Here is a 26896-nt window from a genome sequence, read left to right as displayed (position 1 = left end):
TAAGGTATTCTATAATCGCAATAAAGCCATATCCTGCTTGCCTGGGATTGGCAACTTCTCGCGAGCGATTTATCGCTTGGGGTATTGAGTTACCCTAACTTAATAGAGGTCGTATAATGAGCAAACTCAGGGTGCAATTAAGTGTGCAAATTTCGCTTTTTGTTGAGACAGACGAGGAAGAGGCTGGCGAAAAGAAAAAGAGCTTAAATAACGCTATTTTTCATCCAATCAGCTTGCTGGAAAATTGGCATTCTCAAACGATCTATTGGTCGCTTGGGGTATTAGGCTACAATATTGAAGATAATAACAACACGAGTGTATTAGTCTTTATATCTGTGAGTTAGTAACATTTTTGCAGAGTGTAAATTTGCAGTGAAAAGAAAATAATGTCACTTTAGTGTCACAAACGAATGATTTCAGTAAGGCAAAGAAAGAAGTTATATCTTTTTTTGATCAGCAAATATATAACAGAAGGTAGGGAAAGAATAATATATAGTTTCTTTTCCCTACCTTTAAACATATAACTTTACTTTATCATCCGCATATATATAATGCGGATAAATTAAAGTAAAATTCAAATGGAGTCTGTACCCGACTGAATTTTGGCATTAGCAACTTTGATGGCTGCTTGCTTAAATTCATCTTCACCCTTAACGGCATCTAGGACTTTGTCTGCTACCCAAAGGATGAGAAGTTCTTTTTCATCAATCTTGAAATAGTTCGCAATCTGAATGACCTGAGTACGTTTTGCTCGTCTGTCGCCTCTCTCTATTTTTGAGAACATAGGAGTATCAATCTCAAGTAATGAAGCTAATTGTCTTTGCAACACCCCATGAGTATCTCTGAGTTCTTTTATTTTTTGACCTAACAACATCTTTATTTTTATATTTGTTTAACCAATAATTTCCCAATGACCACCTTTATTGGGTCCCACTCTTTTAACGATTCCCTTATCTTGCAGATGTTTGATATTAGTTGCAATCCAACGGCGAGATACACCAAGATTCGCTGCAATTTCAGATAGTGTTATATTTGGATTGTTCCTAATTTCATCAATGATTTGCAGTGCAGTTTCTGGTGCACTTTTTAGTGCACTACGCTTTGAAGCCTTTAATGTTCCATCTTTATGAGCAATATCAGCAATAATATTTCCCGCTGCTTCATGACAAGGAATAGTAATGCGGAAGAACGTGCGGTCTTCATCAGTAATGACTGTCGCACGTGGAGAACCGTTATTCTCTAGAACATTTTGTATGGTTGGAATACCGGTACTACGCCCCTCTGTCATATCCAACTCTTTAAGATATTCTCCCAAGCGGCGGTTGCGGTAACGTCGTGATACAAGAATATCACAACGGGAAATATCTGCTGCCGAGATACTTCTATCAGGGCCACCCACATTCTGGATGGTTATACCATCTGGTTCTACAGTTATCACCACAGGCTCCCATTCCTGGTAATCACGATGGTAAAGGCTATTAGTCACACTTTCCTCTAATGCTTGATACGGATAAGTGTAGAACTTCCTACTGCGATAATCGTCATTGGGCTTGATGATACTTTGCATCACCAGCATACGTTTGAGATATTCCAACGTGCGATCAATGATTTGAGGCACGGAACCGGTGATAACAGCTCCCTCATACAGATTGCTTGGGTTGTTCAACCGGCCTTCAGGAAAATATACTATTTCGATTTGAGTACGCTTGAAGAACTTGCTTGGGTTCTCACAGAACATCATTGCCGCCACGTTGCGAAGCATCCTGTTCTTCTTCTTCTATGGAACACATGCATTGCCAATTTCTATATGTGTGCCTGTAATTCGTTCTAATTCACGTTTGTATCTTGTAATCCGTTTTTCGAGTAATACTTTCTCGTCTATACCTACTCTTTCCGGATTATAAGTTGTTTGGTTTGCAACCATGGCAAAGAATATCTCGGCTACCTTGTGGGCAGTGGCAATGACTGCGGCTTTACCTCCGGCCCGTGAACGTATTCTGCGGTAGAAGTTCCCCAATTGGTTCTTCGCATTGGCGAGCGAAGAAGCGATACTTCTAAAAATCAACCCGACATTGTTCCGACGGTGTGGCACGTGGCTTGATATTCTTTTTCCTCCTGATATCTTGGTGTTCGGTGAGATGTTGCACCAACAGCAGAACTGTTTGGAAGACGGGAACTTCCGGGTAAAGTCGTGCCCCAGTTCACTCATCAGTTCAAGTGCGGTCAGGTGGCTTATGCCCGGTATCTCAAAAACGTTCACTCCCCACATTTCGTATGCTTTCCTTTCCACGTCGAAGCTCACGGTATGCCTGGTCTTTTTATAATCGCGGCGTTTTTTTGCCGGGCTATATGAAGTATCTTCCACTTTGGCAACCTCCGCACGGTAGTTTTCCATGAGTTTCTCCAGTTCTGCATCGCACTCGCCAAGTTGGGTACAATAATGTTTGAAAGTATCATAGTTTTGTCTGAGGACAAACATGAGGTCTTCTTCCCAGTTGCCCTCAAGTGCCTTGGCTATTTCCTCTTTCGGGGTTTTGCACTGGATGTCAGCCAATTCCGCAAGTTTCTTGGGGTCACGTTCACCTGCAAGAATGGCCTCGATGATACGTATGCCGGATTTTCCCGTGATGTCAGACAGGACAAGCGTAAGTTTTATATTCATCTGCTGCATGGCTTTCTGCATACGCAGGACCATGCTTGAGGCTTCACGGGAGAGGGTGTCACGATGACGGGTAAGTGTCCTCATCCGTTTGGCGTCGTTGTGCGGTTGGAAACTTGCCTTGAGCAACCCGTACTGGTGCAGCAACATCAGCCATTCGGCATCCGACTCGTCGGTTTTCCTCTCCGTTATGTTCTTCACATCCCTTGCGTTGGTCAATACGACATCCAGCCCGTCCTCCTGAAGACGACAGAACAGCGGTATCCAGTACACCCCGGTGGATTCCATTGCGACTGTCTTTATGCCACATTCCCTAAGCCATGCCGAGATGGCATGCAGGTCGGATGTATATGCTCCGAACGCACGGTTGTTGTCCTTGGAGCGGTCAGCAGGGATGCAGACCTGCATGATACCGTCCGCGATGTCTATCCCAGCCGCATCGGGATTGACTATCCGAAGTTCCGCACCTTTGGCGCTCTTGACTTTTTTTGCTTTCTTTGCCATGGTAATATCGTTACTCTTGTTGATGGATAAATGGCATAAGCCATGTCCTGTCGATGAGCATTCTTCTATACGGCCTCTGACGACCAATCTTCGATTCGCAGGACAAGGAGCCATACTCTTTTGTGGGATTGAAAACCCAAGAAAAAAACGGCTTGCTTCTTATGCCTACAGCAAAGGTAACTAAAAACGTTTCTGCCGCCATAGGCGGCGGAAACGTTCTGTGTTCCACTCTGATTTCAATCAAGACAAAGGCTTGGCTTTACTCTTTTGGCCCGACATACAAATCCATCTGTTCAAGAATTTCCTGCAATGGCTTTGTGTTAATGTCGCTTGCCAGCTTGCTCTCCACCTTCACCAAATATTCACGAAGAAGCAAAGTTGAAATGCCTTCCAAACGAATATCAGGATTCCCTCGTTCATCAAATGGTACACGGCTTGCCAACTCACGTAATTCATCAAGGACTTCACCTTTAGCAATGATACTACTCGTACCACTACGAACGTAGAAATACTCCTTGGGCATACTTTTGGCCATTACATTCTCTGGTACAGAATATGGTCGATTGATTCCTGCCGGACACCATATTACAAGTACGGATTTACCATCTACTTCCTCCACGCTTGTGCGAGGCATGTAGTAAGGCGAAATCTTGTTATTGTAACCCACCATTTCTTGAAGAATACCATCAATTTTTTCTGTAGGAATACTGGACGAATAGCGACTCCAGTTGCCTCGTCTGAATCAACGCCAACTACGATGTAACCACCTCCAAGATCGTCAAAATCATTAGCGAACGCACAAACGCTGTGGTATATGCTCGCAGGATTCCAACCCTTCTTGAACTCTATTCGGTTGGATTCTATTTTCTGCTTATTAAGCAGATCGTTTATATTTATTGCAAGTGCCATATATTATCTCTTTATAAATTCTTTTAATGAAATGGTTGATAATCCTAATCCTTTTGCTTTAAGTTGCAACCCATTGTCTGAGGTTAATAATATTGGATTACCTGATTTATATTTCAGTGCTACACTTAATATCATATTATCTGGTGAGCGTTTGTCGAAATCTTCTGGCAATAAGGAAACATTTGAAAGTTCCATTCTAATATCCCTTTGCCCCATTTGTCGATTTATTGAACGAATAGCATTCTCTGCATTTTGTTTTCCTCTAGTATCAAGTTTTATCTTCATTTTGTCAAGTTCATCAACAACTTTTGCAGCTAAGATAATAGGATATTGTTTGTCTATGCGAGAGATAATTTCAGGACTATTGATAAAAACATTGGTGTCTATTACGTAATAATTCTGAACACCAGCCTTGATTTCCACCTTTTTTCTTTCAAATTTCGACAAATCGATTTTCCCTGTCACATGTAGTTCTATTCCATTTCCCATGATTGTTTCAACCCTCTTAGATGAACAATTATTAATAGTTGAGTCTGTCGAGTTATATTCATCAAAGTCATCAGAAGAAAGTACTACACATCTTGACAAAAAGGCTTTACTTCTAGGTGGTAATGCAGGGAAATTACGAAAATCACCATCGGAAATAATGAGAGTAGTATTTTTAGAACGACTCGTTGCCACATTAAAACGATTTTCAGCAAAAGCAAACGATACCGCAGCGAGTGGAAAATACACGATGGCATAGTCTACATTCATACCTTGAATACGGTCAATGGTATCTATTGTCAAATCAAGATCTTGATTCTCTGTATAGAATCTTTTCTGAAGTAACTTAACTGTATCTTTAAAAGGTGATATAATAGCAATTTCAGAATCTGGATATGATTCCTTTAAATTTCCAAGAACGTTATCTATTATTGCAATTGCCTTATCAGAGCAGATTCCATCTTGACCATCTTCTGTAAAAACAACAATTGGCTGACCTTCTTTAGGGAAATAAGGGCTCTTGATATTTGAAAAATCAACAGGATTAGGTTGGACGGATCTAAAATTATTACCATAGAATTCTTTTGTCAGATTCGCACTCTTTTCCGTCAAACGAAAAGTAGTTGTTATACGGTAACTTGGTATGGATTGATTCAATGCAATATTCATTAATCCATCACATTGTTGCTGAACCTTCCAGATTTTATATTCAACGGAATTTTTAGATAGATTAATTACAATCGGTGATAACTGCATAGGATCACCAACAATCAGACATTTTGTTCCCAAAGAACAAAATGCTGCTAATGTGGATAAAAATGCCTGGGAAGCTTCTTCTATGATAATCAAATCAAAAGAAGGCATTACGAATTCCTGCTCTTTTTCAATATTAAATAGTTTTGACAAAACATAGTATGTTGAGCAAACCAACGAACCTTTTGGTGCCAACAAATCACGTTTAATATATTGGAGTCCTTGTGCAGCTCTAGCTTCGTCAGAGGACAGGTTCGTTTTGTAAACTTTACGTTCTTCTAAGTATTTCTTTAGAGGAGATTGTTTCACAAGTTCAATAAGTCCTTTATTTGCCATCGTTGTGACACAAACAGACTTTTCATTCTCCAAATAATTGGCAATTATATTTGCAATAGTGAAACTCTTACCAGTTCCCGGAGGTCCTTGAAGAATACATTTGTCTTCTTTTTCTAGTACTGTTTTTATTGTTTCTGGAATAGCTAGAGTATTCTGAGGATTAAATTCCAATTCAATAGGATGCCAATCCTCATATTTCTTTTCTTCATTGATATTGAAATACTCGTTATCTGGGTGATATTTAGTATAAACTGCAAGATTCTCCAGATATTCTGTAGGAGGGAATGGGTCAAAAAGAAGCATATTAATTGTTTTGCCCATTCCTAAAAGTTTCTCAATATCACTGTACATTTTCACAGATAAAGATGAGCAACCAACATATGCTTTATCTGGATTCTGACTTTCGGTGAAATACATTGGCATTATATCTGACAATCCTTGGTGCCAAATAGAGTGTTCAGGTTTGTTAAATTCACCAAATGAAATGCTCCAATTTGAGTAATTATTTCCAAGTACCTCAAAGCATTTTTTTGAGAGTAAAGTACAGTTCATCATTGTTTTGAGACGAACAGACAAATGTCTATCAATCTCAATAATAACATGACCATTAGTTGAATTTACTCTGTCAATGCGGCCAATAATGATTTTACTCTCCCTAAACAATTGCTTTAGAGATACATCTTTAATTTTATTATACTCTTTTATGATTTCCTGTTTTTGATGCAGGAAAAAATTTACATAGTTATCTATTACTGTTGCCATAACTTAAAACATATCAGGGTCAACATCTTCATCTGAATAACTATTCGCTGGAATATCATCCGGAGATGTGTAAACTAATTGAGAATTCTCTTCTTTTATAGTTCTGATAAGCGTATATACATTGCCATTAGTCTTCAGGTCTGACAAAATTTCATCGTCGTATACCTTGCTAACAATAGCCTTCTTATCATTACCTGTTACTTGTATAACAATTGCATCTTGATCAATCATCTGCATTAAATCTTCCTGAGACTCAATAAAGATGAAATCATCTGCATATTTTCCATAGTACATGCAGACAACGCATTTATCCTGTCTTAGTAATTTCCATATATCTGGCGATATGTAAAGAGTACCACCACGCGCACTACACCTATGAATAAACTTATCCCCAATACTTTCAAGTTCACGATGTTTGTTCAAGACAAACTCTTTAATATCCATTTTAGCACCACCATACTTCTTAACAACTTCATTATAGAAGCGTAAACGAACAATGTAGTTCTCATTCATTATTGTATCAACTTCCATAGCTCTACCTAAGATTTCTGAAAGCTGGTGCTTCTCATCATCACCAATAATTCTATTAATACCCATGGTTTGGGGATTTTGAGTACCAACTTTCATTTCTCTACGTTTATACTTATTAGGATCTAAACGCTCATAAGAAGGCTTCGACTTAGTCATTTGTTCATTTGATTGGGGCAGTTCAGTATCCTTCTGTTTTGATTCTGTTTCCTGTTGCTTTTCATCAGTTGCCTTCTCATTTGCAGAAACTTTTTCTTTTTGAGACTTCTCTTTTGTTAATTCTGTCTCTGATGACTGCCCATGGGAACTATTAATGTTTTCATCAAGTGGAGTCTCTTTCTCCTCAACCGGAACGTCAGAAACCTGATCTGTCACTTCTATTTTTTTGTGCTCTATCTTAGACTCTATTGGCGTTTCATCAGCTTTCTTACCCTTAAATCGAGAACTAATACCACGATCGTATGCCTCCATAAACTGCATGAATTTTTCGTCGCTTTTCAACTGATTACGTTTCTCGATTTCTGCCAAAGCGGACTTCTTATCATAGAGGAGATTAAGAATAATATCTTTATCAGCTTTGATTTTGAGACAAAGCATGAGTTCACCTACAAAGTCTGTAAACAATCGTGGGTCTTTGTAACTATCAACATACATAAATGTATCAGTACCTGACTGATGGTAGAATCTCTTGGAGTCGGTAGAAATGCTATTGTCATTTTTATATCGTAGGATTATAGACTCACAGCACACGAACTTCATTTTAGAGATTTCTTCAAAGTAAGCACTATATGCAGGTTCCCAATCAGGAGCAGATTCAATACCCGCAAGTATAAGAACTGCCATCTGAAGATACTGTTTCAGCGAATTTTCAGTCATATCGGGTTCGATTGACTTGACATGAACAGTTTCCATGTCAGCAGTGTTGTCGTGGATAACCCTTATACCTAAACATTCACAAGCCTTCAAATACTCTTCTCCTTTGGGGAAATAATTGGTGTTGAATACTTTGGGATGAGATCCGAAGTAAAAACTAAGTTTTCCATTTGGCTCGTCCAAAGCATATAACTCTTCAATGCGTTTCGTGTCATTATCTCCGCTTATCCATTTTGCATTAGGATTATTTCTGTAATCGTCACGGATAGCTATATGCTTTGCGTCTTGTTTATTGAATTGGGAGACAATCCAAGACAGCAGCTTTGGCCTACGTTGCTGATCATTGTAGCAAACCAAGGCATCAAAGCAATCTTGCAAGGTCAGTTTGTCAGACTTAAATGGAAGCAGACTGAACAAAGAAACCTTTTGTCCATTCTCTTCAAATACAATATCGGCAACAGCAGGAATCTTTTCTTTATAGTTAGGAAGTCTATCAACAAATTCATCTACATCGTTACCAAAATACAAATCTTCAGGTTTCATGACTGATTTCTCGGTTGGTATGCATGCAGTTGTAGAGAACTTCCTATCTCGGAAATACCCCAATATTGTCTTTTGAGCATTTGAATAACCGGCAATGTTTTTAGCTAAAAAGGTATCCCAGAAATAACGTGCGAACTTTGGATATTTTTCAAGAAGAGGAATTTCATTCTCACTGAATCCACTACGTACACGAAGAGTGCCATCAATGAGACTATTGATATTTTCAATATCAGCATATTTGTCCGATATATAAGTGATTCCTTCCGTAATTCCATACATCTGATAGTCACAAAGTGGATTGTAAATAGAGCCTGCTGTTAATGCCTTTGGCAATGTAAGTACACCTGCATTTGAATATAACTTTAACTGAGAAATTGAAGTTTCCAGATCTGTTATTGAGTCATTTTTGTTTGCCTTGATAGAAGCAAGATCTTTGAGTAATGCAAAGTGAATAGAATCGAAGGACATTACAGAATTCTTCTCTTCATCTGTCACAACAATAATCTCATTAGAGAGGGATTTATCGACCTTCTCCTTTATTGTTTGCAATTCTGAATATCTCTTTAATTTTGCTTTTCGCCAATCTAAAGGAGTATTTACAATGGTGGCATTTGCTGCAGTCGCAATTTGAAGCATTAAAGCGCTTACATTTTGATCCTTCCCCACAAATGAGACAGAGTTTGGGATTGATATATAGGGAAATGGTTCTGTCGTATTAGTGTTGATATAAACCGTTGACGACAGTTTCCTGTAGACTCCATCTACAGTCTTCACGAGCATCGGGCTCAATGTTGATGGCAGATTTGCATTTTGCTTTCTAAGGTCTACCTCATATTGAGCAAAGAGGTTGGGCAAGTTGTCGTTTTTAATTAACGATAGTTTTGGAATAATTGTGTTGATGATTATTGAAAGGTAATCATTCTTTATGCCAACTTTCTTCCAAAATTCCATCCATGTAGCAATGGTTTCTGGCGTTTCCTGATCAGTTAGGTATTTATCGCTAATAAATAATGCGTTTTCATCATTCAGTCTAACAAACGACTCTATATCCTCGTTTGGCATATAGTGGTTCGAAGCATATATGGTATTTATTAATGTTTTGAATGTGTCTTGAGGGGCATTAACAATGTTACTATCACTGCTATTTGATAGTAAAGGCAAAGTTATCACAGGAAGGAATTTTAATTCGCCTATTCTTTCGTTGCCTGCAATATTAGTTTTTGCCCATCGCCAGAATCCTATGTTCTCGTTTGATTTAGATATAGTTGTTGAGAATGTCTGTTTATGACTAAGTAACCACTCTACAAAATGTGAGGATTCAAAGCGTACATTCCCAAATTTTGACCAATATGAATCAAAATTTTCATCAGGTTGATAATCAGGATGTATTATGTCCAAATCGGAAGCTTTAACAAGATTCTTTTTAAATAAATCCGTTACCGTAGAGCTTAGAATCTTGTGATTAGAAAGAGAAGAAGATACCGTCGCTGGAACAACCTTAGTACCAGTTTCGCTAACATCTTCCTGAGAATCCGAACCAATAATAAATACCGGGAATTTTGATAAATCAGATAACTTATCTGGTGCGATGCTTGAGACGCGACTTGCTATAAATGCGTGAAATTCTTTATTCTTATCAAAATCCTTGATGAATGTGCCTATTGTCTGAGGATGTGTGCATATTACAGTATCAAAGAAACTTGCAAATGTGTATGTTCTTACACCAAGAGATGTTAACAAATCAAGTTGGCCATAACTCTTGTTGACAATTTCAATTTTTATGTTTGATGGAAACCATGACATGTTAACTATATTCTCCAGATCAGTATCTGGGAAATATGTCTGTGAAGATACTTTTATATTATTCTTCCCATCATTTAATACTATGTCTTTAAATCTCTCAGGCAATACCTTGGTTTCCTTGTCTCTGAAGCATTCTAATTTGGAATCAATAAATTTGATAAAATCCACGTTTAAGTTTACGATATCATCTACTATTTGATTATACTCGTTCAAATATGACAAAACCTCATCTTTTGTTTCATATGGATTGGGAATTGATGTCTTCTTTATGATTGCAGGAAGGTTGTTTCTTATCACGAGATGACAGGCTATAGTGTCTGTCATTTCGGATATATCAAAACATTCTCTTAAAAACTTCTTACATATTTTACTTTGTTCTTCGTCAAGATTTTCAAAATAAGCGCGGTCTATTTTGTACAGCCATTCTTTCTCCATCCAAGCCTTTTGCGAATACACATTGAATAATCCTGTATCAATAAATCTGTTTACAGACTTATCTATATAGGCTTCTTCATTGGCTCCATTATATACGTGAAGACAATATTCGCACAATTCCTTTGGTCCGAATAGTTCTTTCTTAGAGAAGCAAAACCTAAAGAAATCAAGATTCGAAGATGGATTTTGAATAGAAGAATTAATTTCCTCAAGGTGTTTTGGGGATATTCTTTCTTCTCGAGAACTCCAACCATTGCTAACATTTTTATAAGAAGGTCTTATAAATGTGTCAACAACAAGTTTTTCAGAATACTCCTTTATTCCATAAAAAGTCTTTAAATATGTTATAACCTCTTCTGTATAGTCCTTTGATATGAATGTTATCCAATTATTATTCACCCATGGATGCTCTACAAACGATAACGCTTCTGTAGAAAATTCCAATATTAATTTATTGAATGAATCAAAAGCGACATCTGCATCACATTTATTCTCATGTATGAATCCCCAAAATGGTAGTTCTTTCAGAATATTTATAGTACTTTCATCTTTTGTTTTATTCCCATCTTCTTTGAAAAGATTTACATATTTAGCAAGGAAAGAATAAAAATCCAAGGAAGTTTGTTTGTCCTTTAATGCAGTAATTGTATTTGATCTATTTGAAGCATTAAGCAAAACGTTCAAAACGAATAATTTGCTTTTGAGGGCAGGGAATAATCCTTTTGTTTGTTCTTCCCATTCTTCGTTGTCTTTGAAGAACTCTACGGTTTGAAGTGTCAGATGTGGAATCAATGTTTCAAACCTTTTTAGGTAGTTTGCCTTGTCAAAAATATTTTTATCGTGATAAATAGAACTACAAGAATACAGATTGCCATCTGCACATAGAAATATAGAATAAACACCTATGTCTGTTAACCATTTTTTTTCAAGTAAAAATTTGAGGAAAAGATTGTTGTTTTCTTGGATTTTCAACCACGAAGCTATTTTTTCGGTAGTTATTGTTTGAACAAGATTAGTTTTATTCCAAATATTGTTCGCAAATCCAAACTTTGTTAAATATCTTTTGAGAAATGATTTGAAATCCTTATTTGTACGCAATATCCTCATAGGAAGATATTTGTCTTCAGGCAAGTAACTTAAGAAATCTGCGTCTTTAATTACACCAGATGACGTAATACTAGTCTCATCAAGGATAACCTCTGAAATCTTTTTAAACTTTCCTGCTCCAATAGGTATAAATTCTTCATTCTTCAGTTTTTCTTCAAATCCCTTCTCAAATCTTTCAATAAGATCCACATAATTTTTGCCAACACCATTTTTGCATCCCTCAAAATCAGGTATAAGTTGATAAATCGTGTCTGTTTTATACTTTTGCTCACGACATAACTGAAGAATCCATTCAAAGAATTTTTTACCTGCAATATATGCAATCTCTCGATTTACATCCAAATCCATTTCGATGTCATCACGGGGACCAGTCGGAACCATATCTGTGTTCATCAAAAATTTAAAGCCCCATGATGCTTTTTTAGCTGGCAAATAACAATATAGTAAAGCATCTAATACAGGACGCAATTCAACCCCGTTTTTTTCGCACGCAAAAGATACAGATGTTTCCTTAAAGTTATAATACTTTGTTGGTATCTTTAAAGTGCCATTTTCTTTCTGTTTATCTATCTCTTTATTGATAGCCTTTCTTGTTTCTTCTTTGATATGATCTTTATAAGTGTTAACGACCCATTTGTCATTACACTTAACTCTTGTTATGTCTTGATTAAAATTATCGTGGAAAAATACTTTAACAGAATTAATATATGGAATAAAGAGAATTACTCTTTCATTTGCAAATACATCCTTAAATAGTTTTACAAAATTTTGTTCAGATTGCCTAAGTGTTGAAGGATTAGTTGGGCGTAAAGCGAACTGAACAGGGAACTTGGTATAAGTCTTTTTGAAAATATCTAGCACACCATTATCCACCTCTGAAATATCCGTCCAAATAGGTAAAAGTTGCCAAGGAGTTGAAACTCTATTTTTAGAATAATCCCAATCAAAACGCAGATGAAAACGACCTGTTGACAAATAAACATAGTTATTATCAACAAACACGGTTTTAAAGCCAATGCCCTTGTAACCAATAGTATCTGTATTATCCGTTTTGTCTTTATCATTAATATCGCATATAGCCGCTATATTTTTTTCTGAAAACACAGCCCCAGTATGCATAAATATTAGATATTTATCGGTAATGTGAAATTCCACATCAACGGGTTGCTTAATGTTATCTATCTCTTGAGGATAGTCATTTGCATTTTGCAATAATTCATAAATAAATATTTCCTTTCCGCTAGCGGTGAGTTGAGTTTTTAGAGTATCAATAGAACGTACTGTTCTTTGAGCAGAAGGAGCACCTTCGCCCATTATATTTCTATGCAACTTCTCAACAACAGCTAAAGGTGTTACTTCGACGATTGGAAAATCTTCATTTACAGTAAATTGATATTCGTTTTTCTCAAAATCACAATTTACTAGTTTCCAAGTAAATTCATAATATCCATTACGTATTGACCTTTTTATTTTTGCACAAAATGGAGCCAACTGCTCCATATTATGCATTATCAATTTAGAGAAGTCAGAACGCCTTATATCCGATATTTCATATTCATTTCCAATAGATTTAAACTGAGCGATAAATCTGAAATTACGCAGATTCAACCTCCATCTAACAATACCAATATCAGTTCTATCTTTATCATCTATTGGCAAGTCGTTAACAAGAGAATAGTCATCTCTGTTAGTAATAGTTGTTTTTGTCCTCGGCTTATTCGCATTGCCATCAGTAGAAGTAAATATAAAATCAGGTTTTCTTATTGGCAAGAGTGCAACTATAGATAAAGCAAAAGGATTGTAGGTGGCTTCCCTGATTTTTTCAGGCGCAATAACACAATTAAAACTACACCAAGAACTTGTTAGTTTTTTGGAGATTTTGAAGCGTACGGGTATATCTTTTATAATTGGATATTTCAATATCCTTTTGCCATTACTTGAATATACGTTATCAATAATACCGATCTGTTTCACTTCATCATAGTGAAATTCAGCTACAAAAGAAAGACTTTCTATATGCCAATGATCAAGAAGATACGCTTCGCGTTCCTTGTCTGTTGCCGTAGAGAGGTTTATATTCTTTTCCATATTATACTTCTAGTTGTTGTAATTTTATTGAATTGTCAATATTTGGACATAAATTTATAAAAGGATTTGCAGATTCTCGAAGAAATCTCTGAAAATCTGCAAATCTCTTGTGAAAAAGATAGTTTTCTTCTTCGTTAACACCAATTGTTACCGTTTTCGTCTAGATGACCCCATATTGTTATCACGCTTCTTCTCTCCCCACGGCATATCCGACGATGAGCCACCACCTCCAGTACCGACATGAACTTGTGCAGGGCCACCAGCCATCAATCCTAAGGAAGCATCAAGCAATTGTGCCTGCATTTGGCTGACCTGCTCAAACGGTTCAAAGATGGCATTGATAAGTTCATATTCGGTAAATTCATCATTCAGATACTTCTGCATAGCCGGATTTCGCCACTCCGTATATTTGGCATCGTCAAATATCTCATCTTTTACCTGTGTCCAAATGTGAACGCTTGGTGATGGTGTGTGTCTTGGAGAAATATAAAAGTGAATGAGCGTAGCCCCTGAAGATAGCCTATAACGATGGGGATTTGCCTTGCGGTCAAGTTCCCTGTTCTTCTCTTTCAAATTCTCGTTCTCCTTCTTATAGGTTTCAGATTCTCGGATTGTCTTCTTCAAGGTTTGCTCTAGATTGAAACGGGTTTTCTCTCCATTCTCTGCCAATTGCTTTTTCTCCTGCTCCAATACTCGGACTCGTTTTTGCAGTGACTCAATCTGTGCGGTCTGCTCGGCTATGGCAGTTCTTGCCTTTGCCAGGTCGCCCTTATTGAAAAGACTAAGGATGAAATTTTTGCCCTCTTTGGCTGCTTCCTCTTCCTTTTTGAGTCTGGCCAGCTTTGCTTGTTTTACTTCAGTTTCCTGAATTAGTATCTCGATATTTTCTTGAATACTTTCCATCTTCTGCTTGTAGTAGGTACTGTTGGAAATATGCTTCGCAACGGAACCGACGACGCCACGTTCAAGCCCGAAACCTTTCATGGCTTTGCCATAGCTGTCTTGATATTTGGTAAGCATGGAACGGTGCATCACATCATCTGCACTTAATCGTGGCCCTCCTTTTGTGGTACGGTATTTCTTTTGACCTTCCCTTTCTCGACGCTTGCGTTCCGTGGTTACAATAGGAATAATCGTGGCATGCAGATGGGGAGTTTTCTCGTCCATGTGCAGCACACAAGAAACCAGATTCTCCTTCCCGAATGTATCTTCTAACCAGCGGATATTGGCATTGATCCATTCGGACAATCGTCCCTCCTGTTGTATCTTCATCATCTGGTCATGGCTGCCGGATAAGATTGCACACAGGTGGGTTGTCTGGTTCTTGCCAATCTTACGTTTGAGTCCGGCATTGGCAAGCCGATTCTTGATGGCACCGTTTCTATCTTTTACCCCATCGGGGAAAGAGAGTAGTTCACGATTAAGGTGTGTTCTCGACGGGTCGGCATTTTTAGGGATGAACGGCTTTCCGCTTTTCGTCTGTCTCTCTATATGGGTGCTCAATCCACTGCCGTTTGAATTGCCACGCTGAATGTGGCATACTGCATATTGGGTCATGATAGTTTCGTTTTAATGTTAGTTTTACTGTTTACTTTACGATGGTCGCTTTATAAAATTCCGTCATTGCAAACCGTCATTGATGATGGTAGGGAAAAGAATAGAACAGGTAGTCAAACGGGTGTCGAGAGGGTTGCCCTTTCGCTTATCGGCTTTTTTAGCTGCCACTTGTGCAGCGGTCGTAGAAAAAATGCCGTAATAAGCTACGGAATTTTTAAAATATCCCTCCTTAGCCAGCAAGCTGTCCACATCCGCCATATCTGTCACTATTCACTATCGAATTCCACTTAAAGGATTTTCCACCAATATTCGGGTCTCTTATGTGGTTACAACTTTACTTATCTTTATTCCTATATATATGCACCTTGAATAAAGTAAAGTAACCGAAACAAGACACTTGGTCAGTAGCGGTAGCCACCCCGATTGTAACGGTAGAGTTTCCCGTTGTCCTGCACAACCATTCTCTTGTTTCTGAGGAAAGTGATTTCAGCTGCTGCCTTGTTCTTGTTGAAACTGCCAAGTATGGTGCGAAGTTCTTCGACAAGTCTGTTTTGGAAGTCCTCATAATTGAATTCGTCAAACATGGTCGGGAATATCCTTTCAAGGGCGGTTTCGTGCTGTTTCTGTGTAATGTCAAAGTATGGGTCGAACTCTTTCTTTGACGGACGACCGGCTTTCTTCGGTTCGGACACATAGTCCTCAACAAGCTCAGGAAGAATGTGGTCATTGATACGGAATGCAAAGGTGGGGAAAGTCTGTGCGCGTGTAAGCACTGCGGACACCTTACTGATGTTCTCATCGACTTTGTCTTTCTCCACCTGAATGACGGTCGCAGCTTTATTGTTTATCTCCGTTCCGATATGACCTCTGGCATTCTCATCACCCTTGTTCTGATGGAGGATTGTATGGATGTGAATCTGATATTCATCCGTCCAGCGCATCAGTATGGAAGTGATTTGCGTAGCCTCCAATGGAGCATTGATGTCAAAAAGCAAGTCACGTACCCCATCGATGATGACAAGCCCGATTCCTTCGGTAGTCGCAAGAGCACATTCTATAATTTCAATGCGTTCTTTAGGCGTGTATTTCCGTAAGGAGAGAAATTCCAGGCGGTCAGTGTCCGTACCATCGGGAAGGTTGGCAAGAGCAAGGATCCTGGCAAGCGTCTTCTTGGAATGTGCCTTGCTCTGTTCGGTATCGACATAAAGAATCTTGTTCTTGCCTTCTGGCAAACATACCTCATACGTAAGTACCTTCTCACCACTCAGTGCTGCCGCAGTTATGGCAGAGACATTGAATGTCTTCTTGCTTTTGGCCTTTCCGATGGATGCACTGAAATTGCCGAATGTACCGATGGGTATGCCGTCCACCTGAATAACAACTGCTCCAGTGTCGTACTCTTCCGTCATACTAATGCGTGACTCATGCCATTTCTTTACTACGTCATCTTTGTTGGGTGGCTGTGTCAGGATTGGAATGTTTGCTTTGTCCATCATCTCAAACCTTTCTCTATACGTTCCACATCGGACTGTTTATAACAGTTCTTGCCTCCTATCTTATAACAGGTGAGATAACCCGAAGCATTCCATCTCCAAAGTGTGGCACGGCTCTTGCCCAAGCGTTGCAATACTGCGGATTCATCCAACATGGCATCATTTGCGGTTGCCAGACGTGTCTGTTCCTGTTCTTCCGCCCATTGTTGGAAAGCCTCTTTCAAAGTCTCTACAGAGGTGATGACCAAAGTCTCGGGTTGAGACGGATTGAAATTATTCTTATCAATCATGTGATAGTAGGCAGGGTTGCTGGCGACCCTCACGGCAAAACGCTTGCCTCGCACCTGCCCGGGCTTCACTATATCAGTGAGGTCTGAAGTAGATTCGCACTGCAAAAGTAGTATGGTTTGAAATGAAGCTGAAATATCTTGGATTGTCATTACTTGCCGACCATCGGAAGACATTTCTGTTAAAACATTTAACGAAATAACAACCTTAGACAACAAAGTGCAAAAGTGCAGAAAATGCAAGGTGTAAATAATGCAAAAGCCCACACTTGACGTAACATCAAGCATGGGCCGATTTTGTTATATGTAGAAAGAGGACTAACTCATGAATGACTTTATCAGTCGCCACCATTGTATGAGTATACTTTTGCGAGTGAATTTGCCTGCCAAAAAAGAAAGACGACCGTCATCTTCCTTAGTGTAGCCTATCCGAGTCCTCAGCGCACTGATGATACGGTTCTTTTCCTTGTCGGTAAACCGTTCATGGAGATAATTGTTATAAGCGGTCTTTGATACATGGCTGAACTCGGTACTGACTTTGGCATGAGCGATGTTCCTTACCAGCCCTTCATCCCTGGCACATACCATGACAAGTGCAGCACCTCTACCAACTTCACCGTTAAGCAGGAAGTGGAGCGTGTCAAGTATCTTCTCCGAATGTTCTGGGTATAATATTTCATCCGTAAAAGTGGAAGGTCTCTGTTGGAACACCACATGCTTCCAGATATTCATAAATGTCAGTACCATCTGTGGTGTTACACCTTTAATGTAATGACGTAGCAATCCGCTGACAAAATCATGCACTTCTTCATAATGACCTGTCGCACGTATGAAAAGATATTCCATGACGTTCTTCACCCGTCTTTTTTTGCAAATGGTTTCCCATGGCAATTCGGGTCTGTCAAGTATAAGAAGGATGGTCTTGGCTGCTGCCTCATTGGATGGCACAGGAATATTGTCGTCAAGCACACCATCTTTGAAGCGTTCGTTATAAAGGAATAGAATGTACTCGATGTTTTTCTCCGTATTGCTCTTGCCGTACTGGAATTCAATGTCAGCTGTAATGTCTTCAATGCTCTCTTTCATAAGTTCCTGTTTATATGGTTACACCATTCTTGCTAAGTTCAAGCAGATTAGCAAGCTGCTCGGCTGTCATGGATTCAAACTGTTGCAAAAGTAGTGATTTTACCTCCGACTCTTTCCTGGCTTTCGCCACTTTCTTGGCTATGTTGGTGGCAAGCTCAATACCGCTAATCTTGATATAGTCATTGAAGACACTTTCAGTCTTGTGTCCACTGATAGACATCATTTCATAAGTGTCAAGAATCTTTTCAAGATACATCAGTGTGATTCCGGTACGTCTTGCCGTATGAGTCGTGGCAAGCTTATAACGGGGTATGAGTGCTTCGCCCTGACTGTTGCGTTTGTAAGTTTCCTTGTTCTGTTGCTCCTTTTTCTGATGGTCAAGGGTCAACTTGGTGGGAAGTTCATGCTTCAAACTAGGCATCGTTTCCGCAAGGGTTTCCAATATCTCCTTTATTTTATTGTTAAGGCGTTGGTTCTGTATGTTCGGAAGGTTGTAGTTGTACTTCTCGAATATACGGAGCAGGTTATCATTGAGAATAGGAATGGTTACTTCTGTATTGGTTTTCTGCTGGACAAGCGTAATGATGCCCACACCATCGTGAAAAGTAACGTTCTTTGCCGATATACGGGAATAATCCGAGAAACGTTGGCTGGTATAACAACCTACAAGGAAGACATCACGCACACGGTCGTCCTCTCCTTCAAGTTCCATATCATATAGGGCTTGAAGCTCTTCGTTGGTAAGATATATTTCCACTACCATGTCTTCCTTGTTTACCTGCAACTTCGGGAAATGTTCAAGAATGGAAGCCTTGAACTTGTACCCTTCCTTGAATGCAACGTTGAGCATGGCAGAGAATACGGCAAGGTTCTTGTTGATGGTCTTCTTCATGTAGCCGTATCTTTCCATGTAAAGCACGAACTCGTCTATCATGCGTTCGTTGATGTCATTCCACTCAAACGGATGTTCTTTGCAGAAACTTTCAAGTATCACAGCGAAGCCTTTATAGGTATGGAGTGTTCCTTTTGAGTAGTTGTTGCCCTTACGCTTGATGCTTCCGTTTTCCATTCCCTCAATTCTCCTTTGAACAAATTCCAGAAGGCTTGGTCTGCGTGCATCCTGTAGTTTCTTGACCAGTTCGGCATTTGCTTCTGTCTGTTCCCTCTTTTTGGAAATTATTGTCGTCCGACTGATTTCTGAGGGATTGACGGTCTTCACCATTTCATAGACTTCAAGAATGTCCTTACGGGTAAGTGCTTCTTCAGGTAGTGACATAATGATGGCATTAAGTGAAGCAACGAAAGCCTCTATATCCGTTTTCTTCTTCATAAGGCTTTCCCTATAAGTGGCATTCAGCTTGCCTCTTTTAGGGATAGAGATTCCACCATCCACAAATTCTTCCTCCTTTACGGTAACAGGAGACTTGAACTGCGGTCTGTTGGTACGGGTTATGTCCATTCGTACCAAAATGTGATGTTCGCCTTGCTTATTTTCTTTCTTGGCAAGGGATAATGTTGCTTTTGCCATACTGCTATGTTATGAAGTTTGGTGCAAAGGTAGCAAAATTCCCTGAAAATAATGTCACAAATAATGTCACAATAATGAGATTTATGAAATATTAGTGAAACGGGCTAAAATTGTAAAAGCATTGATATAATGGATATTACCTTTCTTTTGATTCATTTCTTTTCATTTATTTTTCAGTTGTTTTTATCTAAAAGGGGAATTTAGCTCCCCATACAAGATAATGTCTGTACAACGGGCAAGCCCGTGGCTTAAAAAAGACGTGCTTTGAAGTAAAATGTTTGATATTTATGGCTTTGATTGACTGTCAAAGACGATTAAAAGAGAATAATTGTCGTATAAATGTGTATTTATATGGCAACTTAAATGGCATTAATGTCACATTTGGTGTTACAGTAGTGCCGATTCAGAACTTCAAATTGTATCTGAACATTCTGCCCACAGAGAAAGTGAACAAAGGATTGAAATCACTTTGGCATTTTGAATGCCATTTGCCGATGCTTGGATAAAGATTGTTCCAGCAGATTTGCCGAAATATAACAGGTGCTAATATTGAAAAACAGTGAAAGTAGAAATTATTTAGCTAGTAATGTGTTATTTGATATGCCAATATGAAGATTGTTGTTTTGTCATAACCCCAATAGTACAGGCATGAATATCCGCAAATGGCAAAAGATGTACAATTATTCCAAACGGATTGCCACAACCAATCCAAAGAGAATTAGCCACAATACCATTGGCAATTAAAACGGCAACGACCGATTTCGTGATTTATCATGAAACCAGTCGTTGCACTTAGACTTTGACTTATATACGAATGGACACTTTTAGAATAAAGTCAAGTGGAGAGTCAATAATGGTAATCCGGCATGAACCGATAAATGCCACGGCTTTCCTGAACCACCATCCGTTTGTTCGTGAGAAACTTAATTATCTTCACAATCTTGTTGTGATTAAATTTCGTTCCTGCCAGTTCGTAGGCAGTGGTCAGTTCTTCTTCCAAAGCCTTATATCCCGAAATAGTTTCTCTTCCCTCAAAAGCCAGTTCGAGAGCCTTGCGATGGATTGTTTCGTGGATGTCCCTATAAGGGGAGAAGGGTTCCTGTTTGGGACGACCTGCGCTTTTCTTGGTCGGCACATAGTCCGGCAGAAGTTCGGGAAGTGATTGGTCATTGATGCAGAAGGCGAATGGCAGAAAGTCTTTGGAACGGGTATGCACACTTTCCACTTTGCTGATGTTGTTGTCGTCCTTGTCTTTTTCGATTTGGATGACAGTCTCAGCCTTGTTGTTGATTTCCGTGCCAATGTGTCCACGGGCATTTTCATCGCTTTTGTTCTGATGAAGGATGGTGTGAAGATGAATCTGGTATTCGTCAGTCCACTGCATGAGTTTGGAGATTACGCACGTGGCTTCGCTCGGAGAATTAATGTCATAAACCAAGTCGCGGATTCCGTCAATCACCACGAAACCGAGACCCTCAATCTGACTGATTGCATCATCTATGATAGCCAAACGCTCCTTGGGGTTGAACTTGCGTAGAGCGAGAAAATAGAAACGGTCGCAATCTTCATTAGCCGGCAACTCTACCAGTTTCATGATACGATGCATTACAATCATACAATGGTTTTGACTTTGCTCTGTATCAATGTAAAGGATGCGGTTCTTTCCATCGGGAAAATCCGTTGTGTAGTTAAGGACTTCCTTTCCGGACAAAGCTGCTGCCACCATAGCCGACACATTGAAAGTCTTTTTGCTTTTAGCCTTGCCTATAGATGCACTGAAATTTCCCAATGTCCCGATAGCCACTTCGCCTATTTTCAGAACTTCCGGCTCCTGTTCGTATTCCTTTTCCAAGCTGAGCATTGTATCTTGCCATCTTGTAGCGACCTGAGTAGGATCTTCGATGGGTGCTACCGTTTCCATACTCACCAGCTTTTAGGGTTGGCTTTGCGACGTGTAGTTGCAAGCATTCGAGCGTGTTCTTCCTCTATGCTTATAGGCGTTTCTCCTTTTCTTCCGCTTTCCAACCATTTGTCCAATTCATCACGATAGACAAACAGGTGCTTGCCTTGTTTAATGATTGGAATACCTCCATGTTTGGCTTTGTAATAAAAGGATGATTTCGAGATACCTAAATATCCGCAGACTTCATCAACTGTCATTGGAACATGGGTATCCTTTTTTACCTCGTTATGCTGCTGATGAAGTTTTTCTGTCAGCAGATTTTCCATACTTGAGATTCTCTCGCAGAGTTCGCCTACCACTTCCGGTAGGTCATTGAAGGTTAATTTGTTTCTTTGCATGATATAACATTGTTTTTGTTAAACATGCTGCAAACCAATACAATGATGTAATGCTGACAAACCTCAGAAAGCAATAATATTTCGGTCTGCGTTGAATAACTCTAATTGATTGAATCTAAGTCCGATTCAGGGTCGTTCTTCATACATCTGAAGTGATAATCTCCGGTTTTAGGAATATCAAGTGCTATTTTGCAAACTCCGCTTGTCCGAAGATTTTTAGCCAAATATTTAATCGAAGCATCTTTCAGTTCATGTGTGAACATCGTATGTATGAATATAGCTCTGTCTATAAGGGAAATGTTCAATCTCTCTCCAATGTTCCACACAAAGTGCATCAGGTCGATAGAGCGGAGGGGATTATCTGATCTTGAACGGATTGGCTTGTATAATTCAGATTGTCCGTGTGCGAAATACTCTATGTTTTCATGCAGAATTTCAAGATTTTCTTTTGAGAGAAATTCAGTCATTACAAAGGTGGTGTATTCATGAATGACACGTTTAATGTCTGCCTGTCTTTCGGATTTTTTACGTTCAATTTCGGCGACACGCATTTCATAATTATCCATATAGTCGTGTTTTACACAGTTTTCTACAACTGGCTTTTCCAAATTTATCTCCCAGCCCTCAGAATATGTGGATTCAATCTCCTTAATCTGTTCTGTCCGTTCAATATGGAAAGGTTTTACTTGCTTGCCAAAAGACAAACTCAATTCATTCTTTGTTATGAATCGGAAGAAGAAAAGCTTAAGTACTCCACAGGCGAGTATCATTGCCGTAATATATAGAATAACTGGAGTGGAATATTCCATCATGTCGATATGGCAATTAAGATATAAATAGGAGTCTGTTGCCCAGTAAAGGATGACACTTACTGAAAGTATGAAACTGGTTCTTTGAGGAGAGATTTTAATACTATTCGTCATAAACTGATACTGTTTGAGTTTTACAATAAGACAAATGTATATGTAGATTTCCAAATAGTTGCTGTTTGTAATGGATAATCGTTCAGGATTTAAGAAAAAATATGCTCAGAGTATGATTTAGAGCAAAATATCATACTCTGAGCAATAAAAACGGGATTATTTGAACCTTAACTCTTACTTGCGGATTAAAGAGATGCTGTTGCTGGCTTCACGCTTGTTACTGTCCACAACTTTCATGTACCGTTGTGTCGTGGTGATACTTTTATGTGCCATATTACTTTGAATGGTACGTATGTCTGTGCCGGCTGCTCCTTGAAGTGTTGCATATGTTCTTCGGTAGGAGTGGAAAGTGATATTCTTGGTAATACCAGCTTCGCGAATCCATTCTTTCATAGGTTGCTGTGTCCAACTTCGTTTCAATCCTTTAAATACTAATCCGGTTTTTTCTGGAGAATAGCCAATCAATTGCAGGGCTTCGTCACTGATAGGAATGATGTCCTCCGTTTTGGTCTTTTGGGTAATTGTATGGACACATTTTCCTCCAGCTGCAAAGTCAACGATCTCATGCCATTGTAACGATAGTATATCGCTGATTATGAGACTGGTCAGACATGAGAACAATGATGCTGTCTTCAGAATCGGCTTTTTGCAAGGTGTTTCTGCCAATTTGTATAGTTCTTCCACACTTAGATACTCTTTTGGAGTATCTTCTGTTTCGATTTTATCCAAAAAGTCATTGATATTGGTCTTGATTAGCCGATTGCGATAAAGGATTTTCAAAAGTCCCCTGAATGTTGACCAATAGCCGGAAGCAGAGTTCTTTGAAATGCGACCGTCACGCCTGAGTTGCTTGGCATTTAGCAGATACTCACGAAACTTATTACAAAGGTCAATATCAATTTCTTCAAAAGTACATTTGCCATGAACGAAGTTGTAGAAATGGTGGTACACAAATTCCCACTTTTGGTCATGCTTGCGAAGCTGCTTGCGGTAGTATTCCAGAAAATCCGCTTTGAGTTTGTGTCTGTCAAAGAAATCATACCTGTCATTAACGATAGATTCAAAGCGTCGGCATCGGATGGCTTCCGCCTTTTCCGACATAATTGCATTGAAGTTGCGTTCACGTTCATTCTTAGGATTGGCATAAATATAAATGTTCAATCCTTCGTGACGGATGGTTTTCATTGTTTCCTGGTCACGATACCCCGGATAATAATCCAGATAGAAAGACAGCATCCCATGTTTCAAAGGACGTGTTCTCAATGTTACTGTTTTACATTCTAACATAGTTACAATTATTATTGGTTTATACTTATTTGCTACAAATGTCCGTAATGGCTTGACACAGACAATGCTCATTTTTAGAATCATTTTCTGGTCTGCATAAATTCAGGATTAGTCTTATTTTCGGGCTCCCATTACATGGTCAAATTCCACTTTCAGGAATCTCACGAAACGACCTTTCTTCTCACGTTTGATTTCGTGGAATTGTAAAACTCCATAAACAGAATCTCTGGAAAGACTATATTTCTTCATGGCTTCCTGTACGGTATAGTATTCCGATGAATCATCTTCTGTTGTTTTCTTCGATAGATCAAAGTGCAGTTTGGAATAGAATATCTGACCATGTTCTTTCTTTGAGGGGATATTGTTTCGATAGACATGAGAACGGATAGCGACCCGACTCATCCCATACTTTTGTTCTATCTCTTCGGGAGTGTACCATTCGGTCAGATCATTATCTGTCTTGTATTTGGCAAAGACAGCATCAATATGTTTCTTGCTGTAATAATTGAATTGACGGATTCTGACTTTGGGAATATCATGTTCTCTTGTGTAAGTCCATACCCATTTTGTGTTGACCTTATATTTCTCGGCAATTTGCTCGGCAGTATAATACTCGCTCATGTCAAATTCGTCCTTTGGAACTATACGTTCATAAGGCTTTGTCTTTAACATTAGCTCAATATCCGCACGCCGAATGAGAGATTTCTTCCCACTGATTCGTGAAGCTTTTAGCTTGGATTCCTTCACCAATTTATAAACATATTGGCGAGTTACACCCATTAACTGTGCCGCTTGTGCAAAAGAGAAGAAGTCTTGTCCTTCTGCTGCCTGTTTGGGCTCCAGCAGTTCCTGCATCTTTTTCAGTTGGCGTTTACGTTCTCGAATACGTTCCTTGTAGCCGAGATTGGAGCACTGGTGACTGCAATAGCAAGTCGTTGTTTTCTTCGCAATGAATGGTTTTCCACACCATTGGCAAATCTTTCTTACTTCCATATTTTTCTATTTTTAATTGAGGTATATCTCTTTATTTCTCCTCTTTTTTGTCAACACACGTAAACCATTGTCAACACACGACAACAAATGCGTCAGTGTGACATCGGGGACAAATCCCAATTTGTTTCGCGGTAGAAATACGGTAGAAAAATATGGTGAACAACACTATCCAATCGCTATGAACTGGATTTGGGGTAAATAAAAAAGCCGCTGAATTTCAGCGACTTCATTATAGTTGATTCTAATTCGTTGCGGTTAATTGCGATATATCATTTACCGATGCAAAACCTCTCAAATATGTTTCCCAACACCTGGTCTGTGGTGACTTCGCCGATTATGTCGGAGAGGTGGAAGATGCATTCTCTTAGGTCTTGGGAGATGAAATCTCCGGAGAGGTTGGCGGATAAGCCTTCTTGGACACGGTGGATGGATTCGAGGGCGTGGGTCAGAGCTTCGTAGTGGCGGATGTTGGTGACGATGATATCGTTTGAGGACAAAGAGGGGATATGGGCGGCTTGGATCAGGAGGTCCTGCAACTCGTCGATATGCTCTCTTTTCTTTGCCGAGATGAAGATCGATTGCACGTTATCGGGAAGGCCGGCCGGTTTAAACCGGTTGTCGGCGAGCAGGTCGGCTTTGTTGAAAACGAGGATTAGCTGCTTTCCTTCCGAGCGGGGCAGTATCTTTTCGGATAATTGGGCTATCTGCTGGTCGGCATCGACGGCATCTATCATCCAGAGGACAATGTCTGCCTGGTCGAGTTTCTGGAAGGTTCGTTCGATACCGATACTTTCGATTGCGTCATGTGTTTCGCGGATGCCGGCGGTGTCGATGAAACGGAATGTGATCCCTCCGATATTGACCGTGTCTTCGATGACGTCACGGGTCGTACCGTGGATATCGCTGACAATCGCTTTGTCCTCGTTCAGCAGGACGTTCAGCAGGGTTGATTTTCCGGCGTTCGTTTCACCGATGATCGCTACCGGAATACCATTCTTGATCGCGTTTCCTACACTGAAAGAGTTGGCCAGGCGCGATATGACTGTTTCGATATGGGCCGCCAATGTACTGAGTTCGCTACGGTCGGCAAACTCCAGTTCCTCGTGGTCACTGAAATCCAGTTCCAGTTCCATCAAAGAGGTGATATGCAAAAGTTGCTCGCGCAAGTTCTTTAACTCATGGCTGAAACCACCGCGCATCTGGTTTAAAGCCAGGCGGTGTTGGCCGGCCGAGGTCGAGGCAATCAAGTCGGCGACTGCCTCGGCTTGGCTCAGGTCCATCTTGCCGTTCATGAAGGCGCGTTGCGTATATTCGCCGGGGAGGGCGGAGCGGCAACCGCTTTCAATCAAAAGTTGCATGATCTGTTGCTGGATGTAGACGGAACCGTGGCAGGTGATCTCTACCGTGTCTTCGCCGGTAAAGGAATGAGGTGCGCGGAAAAGAGCGACCAGCACCTCATCAATGAGTTCTTCACCACGCCTGATACTACCGTAACGCAGTGTATAGGCTTTCTGTGACAACAGGTCTTTTCCTGCTGTACGCGGTACGAATATCGTGTTGCAGATTGCGATTGCTTCCGGTCCGGAAACGCGGATGACAGCAATTCCTCCGACTCCGGGGGCGGTTGATACGGCGCAGATAGTATCTTGATTGAT

The 26896-nt window shown here is 39.7% G+C and carries 20 protein-coding genes; 1 reads left to right on the top strand and 19 read right to left on the bottom strand.

The window, feature by feature from the left end; genetic code table 11:
• Nucleotides 1–116 precede the first annotated feature (116 nt).
• The gene (locus BQ9893_RS06845) at nucleotides 117–344 is read left to right on the top strand and encodes a hypothetical protein (RefSeq protein WP_075965314.1); all 228 of its coding nucleotides are present in this window, start codon (nucleotides 117–119) and stop codon (nucleotides 342–344) included.
• A gap of 230 nt (nucleotides 345–574) precedes the next feature.
• Here the strand turns inward: BQ9893_RS06845 and BQ9893_RS06840 are convergent, their stop codons facing one another.
• The 19 genes from BQ9893_RS06840 to mnmE form a co-directional block, all read right to left on the bottom strand.
• Nucleotides 575–874: a helix-turn-helix domain-containing protein gene (locus tag BQ9893_RS06840; RefSeq protein ID WP_075965313.1), complete on the bottom strand. Its 300-nt coding sequence runs from the start codon at nucleotides 872–874 to the stop codon at nucleotides 575–577.
• An 18-nt stretch (nucleotides 875–892) separates the two neighbouring features.
• Nucleotides 893–1762: an ATP-binding protein gene (locus BQ9893_RS06835; RefSeq protein ID WP_244155075.1), complete on the bottom strand. Its 870-nt coding sequence runs from the start codon at nucleotides 1760–1762 to the stop codon at nucleotides 893–895.
• Nucleotides 1763–1777: 15 nt separating this feature from the next.
• Nucleotides 1778–3163, bottom strand: a complete 1386-nt coding sequence (locus tag BQ9893_RS06830; RefSeq protein WP_075964355.1) for an IS110 family RNA-guided transposase — start codon at nucleotides 3161–3163, stop codon at nucleotides 1778–1780.
• Nucleotides 3164–3422: 259 nt separating this feature from the next.
• Complete coding sequence (locus BQ9893_RS22025; protein ID WP_244155074.1) at nucleotides 3423–3782, bottom strand: AlbA family DNA-binding domain-containing protein; 360 nt, start codon at nucleotides 3780–3782, stop codon at nucleotides 3423–3425.
• On the bottom strand, nucleotides 3770–4072 hold the full coding sequence (locus BQ9893_RS22020; protein ID WP_244155073.1) for an AlbA family DNA-binding domain-containing protein: 303 nt from the start codon (nucleotides 4070–4072) through the stop codon (nucleotides 3770–3772). Before BQ9893_RS22020 ends, BQ9893_RS22025 begins: the two co-directional genes overlap by 13 nt.
• A 3-nt stretch (nucleotides 4073–4075) precedes the next feature.
• Nucleotides 4076–6409, bottom strand: a complete 2334-nt coding sequence (locus BQ9893_RS06820) for a PIN domain-containing protein (protein ID WP_075965312.1) — start codon at nucleotides 6407–6409, stop codon at nucleotides 4076–4078.
• 3 nt (nucleotides 6410–6412) lie between these two features.
• On the bottom strand, nucleotides 6413–13786 hold the full coding sequence (locus tag BQ9893_RS06815; RefSeq protein WP_075965311.1) for a sacsin N-terminal ATP-binding-like domain-containing protein: 7374 nt from the start codon (nucleotides 13784–13786) through the stop codon (nucleotides 6413–6415).
• 147 nt (nucleotides 13787–13933) lie between these two features.
• Nucleotides 13934–15343, bottom strand: a complete 1410-nt coding sequence (gene mobV, locus BQ9893_RS06810) for a MobV family relaxase (RefSeq protein WP_075965310.1) — start codon at nucleotides 15341–15343, stop codon at nucleotides 13934–13936.
• 63 nt (nucleotides 15344–15406) lie between these two features.
• Nucleotides 15407–15601 (bottom strand): hypothetical protein, encoded by a 195-nt coding sequence (locus BQ9893_RS06805; RefSeq protein WP_075965309.1) that lies wholly within the window; start codon nucleotides 15599–15601, stop codon nucleotides 15407–15409.
• 143 nt (nucleotides 15602–15744) lie between these two features.
• Entirely contained in the window at nucleotides 15745–16839 is a 1095-nt protein-coding gene (locus BQ9893_RS06800) for an AAA family ATPase (protein ID WP_087880661.1), read from the bottom strand.
• The gene (locus BQ9893_RS06795; protein ID WP_244155072.1) at nucleotides 16836–17231 is read right to left on the bottom strand and encodes a helix-turn-helix transcriptional regulator; all 396 of its coding nucleotides are present in this window, start codon (nucleotides 17229–17231) and stop codon (nucleotides 16836–16838) included. The genes BQ9893_RS06800 and BQ9893_RS06795 overlap by 4 nt, the downstream gene beginning before the upstream one ends.
• Nucleotides 17232–17441: 210 nt before the next feature.
• Nucleotides 17442–18209, bottom strand: coding sequence for a hypothetical protein (locus BQ9893_RS06790; protein WP_075965308.1), 768 nt, complete (start codon nucleotides 18207–18209; stop codon nucleotides 17442–17444).
• A 10-nt stretch (nucleotides 18210–18219) separates the two neighbouring features.
• Complete coding sequence (locus BQ9893_RS06785; RefSeq protein WP_075965307.1) at nucleotides 18220–19737, bottom strand: phage integrase SAM-like domain-containing protein; 1518 nt, start codon at nucleotides 19735–19737, stop codon at nucleotides 18220–18222.
• An 847-nt stretch (nucleotides 19738–20584) separates the two neighbouring features.
• Nucleotides 20585–21658, bottom strand: a complete 1074-nt coding sequence (locus tag BQ9893_RS06775; protein ID WP_075965305.1) for an AAA family ATPase — start codon at nucleotides 21656–21658, stop codon at nucleotides 20585–20587.
• Between the two features lie 2 nt (nucleotides 21659–21660).
• Nucleotides 21661–22038: a helix-turn-helix domain-containing protein gene (locus BQ9893_RS06770; protein ID WP_075965304.1), complete on the bottom strand. Its 378-nt coding sequence runs from the start codon at nucleotides 22036–22038 to the stop codon at nucleotides 21661–21663.
• A gap of 101 nt (nucleotides 22039–22139) precedes the next feature.
• A complete protein-coding gene (locus BQ9893_RS06765; RefSeq protein ID WP_075965451.1) occupies nucleotides 22140–22961 on the bottom strand; it encodes a hypothetical protein in 822 nt (273 codons plus the stop codon).
• 174 nt (nucleotides 22962–23135) lie between these two features.
• Nucleotides 23136–24248 (bottom strand): tyrosine-type recombinase/integrase, encoded by a 1113-nt coding sequence (locus tag BQ9893_RS06760; protein ID WP_075965303.1) that lies wholly within the window; start codon nucleotides 24246–24248, stop codon nucleotides 23136–23138.
• Between the two features lie 114 nt (nucleotides 24249–24362).
• Nucleotides 24363–25241, bottom strand: coding sequence for a helix-turn-helix domain-containing protein (locus BQ9893_RS06755; RefSeq protein WP_075965302.1), 879 nt, complete (start codon nucleotides 25239–25241; stop codon nucleotides 24363–24365).
• 269 nt (nucleotides 25242–25510) lie between these two features.
• Entirely contained in the window at nucleotides 25511–26896 is a 1386-nt protein-coding gene (gene mnmE, locus BQ9893_RS06750; RefSeq protein WP_208610804.1) for a tRNA uridine-5-carboxymethylaminomethyl(34) synthesis GTPase MnmE, read from the bottom strand.

The sequence above is a fragment of the Parabacteroides massiliensis genome (assembly GCF_900155425.1).
Classification (GTDB): domain Bacteria; phylum Bacteroidota; class Bacteroidia; order Bacteroidales; family Tannerellaceae; genus Parabacteroides; species Parabacteroides massiliensis.
This window is presented reverse-complemented; position numbering and strand designations above follow the sequence as displayed.

Coding starts and splice junctions, on each gene's coding strand:
- BQ9893_RS06845 (WP_075965314.1), top strand. CDS start 117: ATGAGCAAACTCAGGGTGCAATTAAGTGTGCAAATTTCGCTTTTTGTT.
- BQ9893_RS06840 (WP_075965313.1), bottom strand. CDS start 874: ATGTTGTTAGGTCAAAAAATAAAAGAACTCAGAGATACTCATGGGGTG.
- BQ9893_RS06835 (WP_244155075.1), bottom strand. CDS start 1,762: ATGCTTCGCAACGTGGCGGCAATGATGTTCTGTGAGAACCCAAGCAAG.
- BQ9893_RS06830 (WP_075964355.1), bottom strand. CDS start 3,163: ATGGCAAAGAAAGCAAAAAAAGTCAAGAGCGCCAAAGGTGCGGAACTT.
- BQ9893_RS22020 (WP_244155073.1), bottom strand. CDS start 4,072: ATGGCACTTGCAATAAATATAAACGATCTGCTTAATAAGCAGAAAATA.
- BQ9893_RS06820 (WP_075965312.1), bottom strand. CDS start 6,409: ATGGCAACAGTAATAGATAACTATGTAAATTTTTTCCTGCATCAAAAA.
- BQ9893_RS06815 (WP_075965311.1), bottom strand. CDS start 13,786: ATGGAAAAGAATATAAACCTCTCTACGGCAACAGACAAGGAACGCGAA.
- mobV (WP_075965310.1), bottom strand. CDS start 15,343: ATGACCCAATATGCAGTATGCCACATTCAGCGTGGCAATTCAAACGGC.
- BQ9893_RS06805 (WP_075965309.1), bottom strand. CDS start 15,601: ATGGCGGATGTGGACAGCTTGCTGGCTAAGGAGGGATATTTTAAAAAT.
- BQ9893_RS06800 (WP_087880661.1), bottom strand. CDS start 16,839: ATGATGGACAAAGCAAACATTCCAATCCTGACACAGCCACCCAACAAA.
- BQ9893_RS06790 (WP_075965308.1), bottom strand. CDS start 18,209: ATGAAAGAGAGCATTGAAGACATTACAGCTGACATTGAATTCCAGTAC.
- BQ9893_RS06785 (WP_075965307.1), bottom strand. CDS start 19,737: ATGGCAAAAGCAACATTATCCCTTGCCAAGAAAGAAAATAAGCAAGGC.
- BQ9893_RS06775 (WP_075965305.1), bottom strand. CDS start 21,658: ATGGAAACGGTAGCACCCATCGAAGATCCTACTCAGGTCGCTACAAGA.
- BQ9893_RS06770 (WP_075965304.1), bottom strand. CDS start 22,038: ATGCAAAGAAACAAATTAACCTTCAATGACCTACCGGAAGTGGTAGGC.
- BQ9893_RS06765 (WP_075965451.1), bottom strand. CDS start 22,961: ATGACGAATAGTATTAAAATCTCTCCTCAAAGAACCAGTTTCATACTT.
- BQ9893_RS06760 (WP_075965303.1), bottom strand. CDS start 24,248: ATGTTAGAATGTAAAACAGTAACATTGAGAACACGTCCTTTGAAACAT.
- BQ9893_RS06755 (WP_075965302.1), bottom strand. CDS start 25,241: ATGGAAGTAAGAAAGATTTGCCAATGGTGTGGAAAACCATTCATTGCG.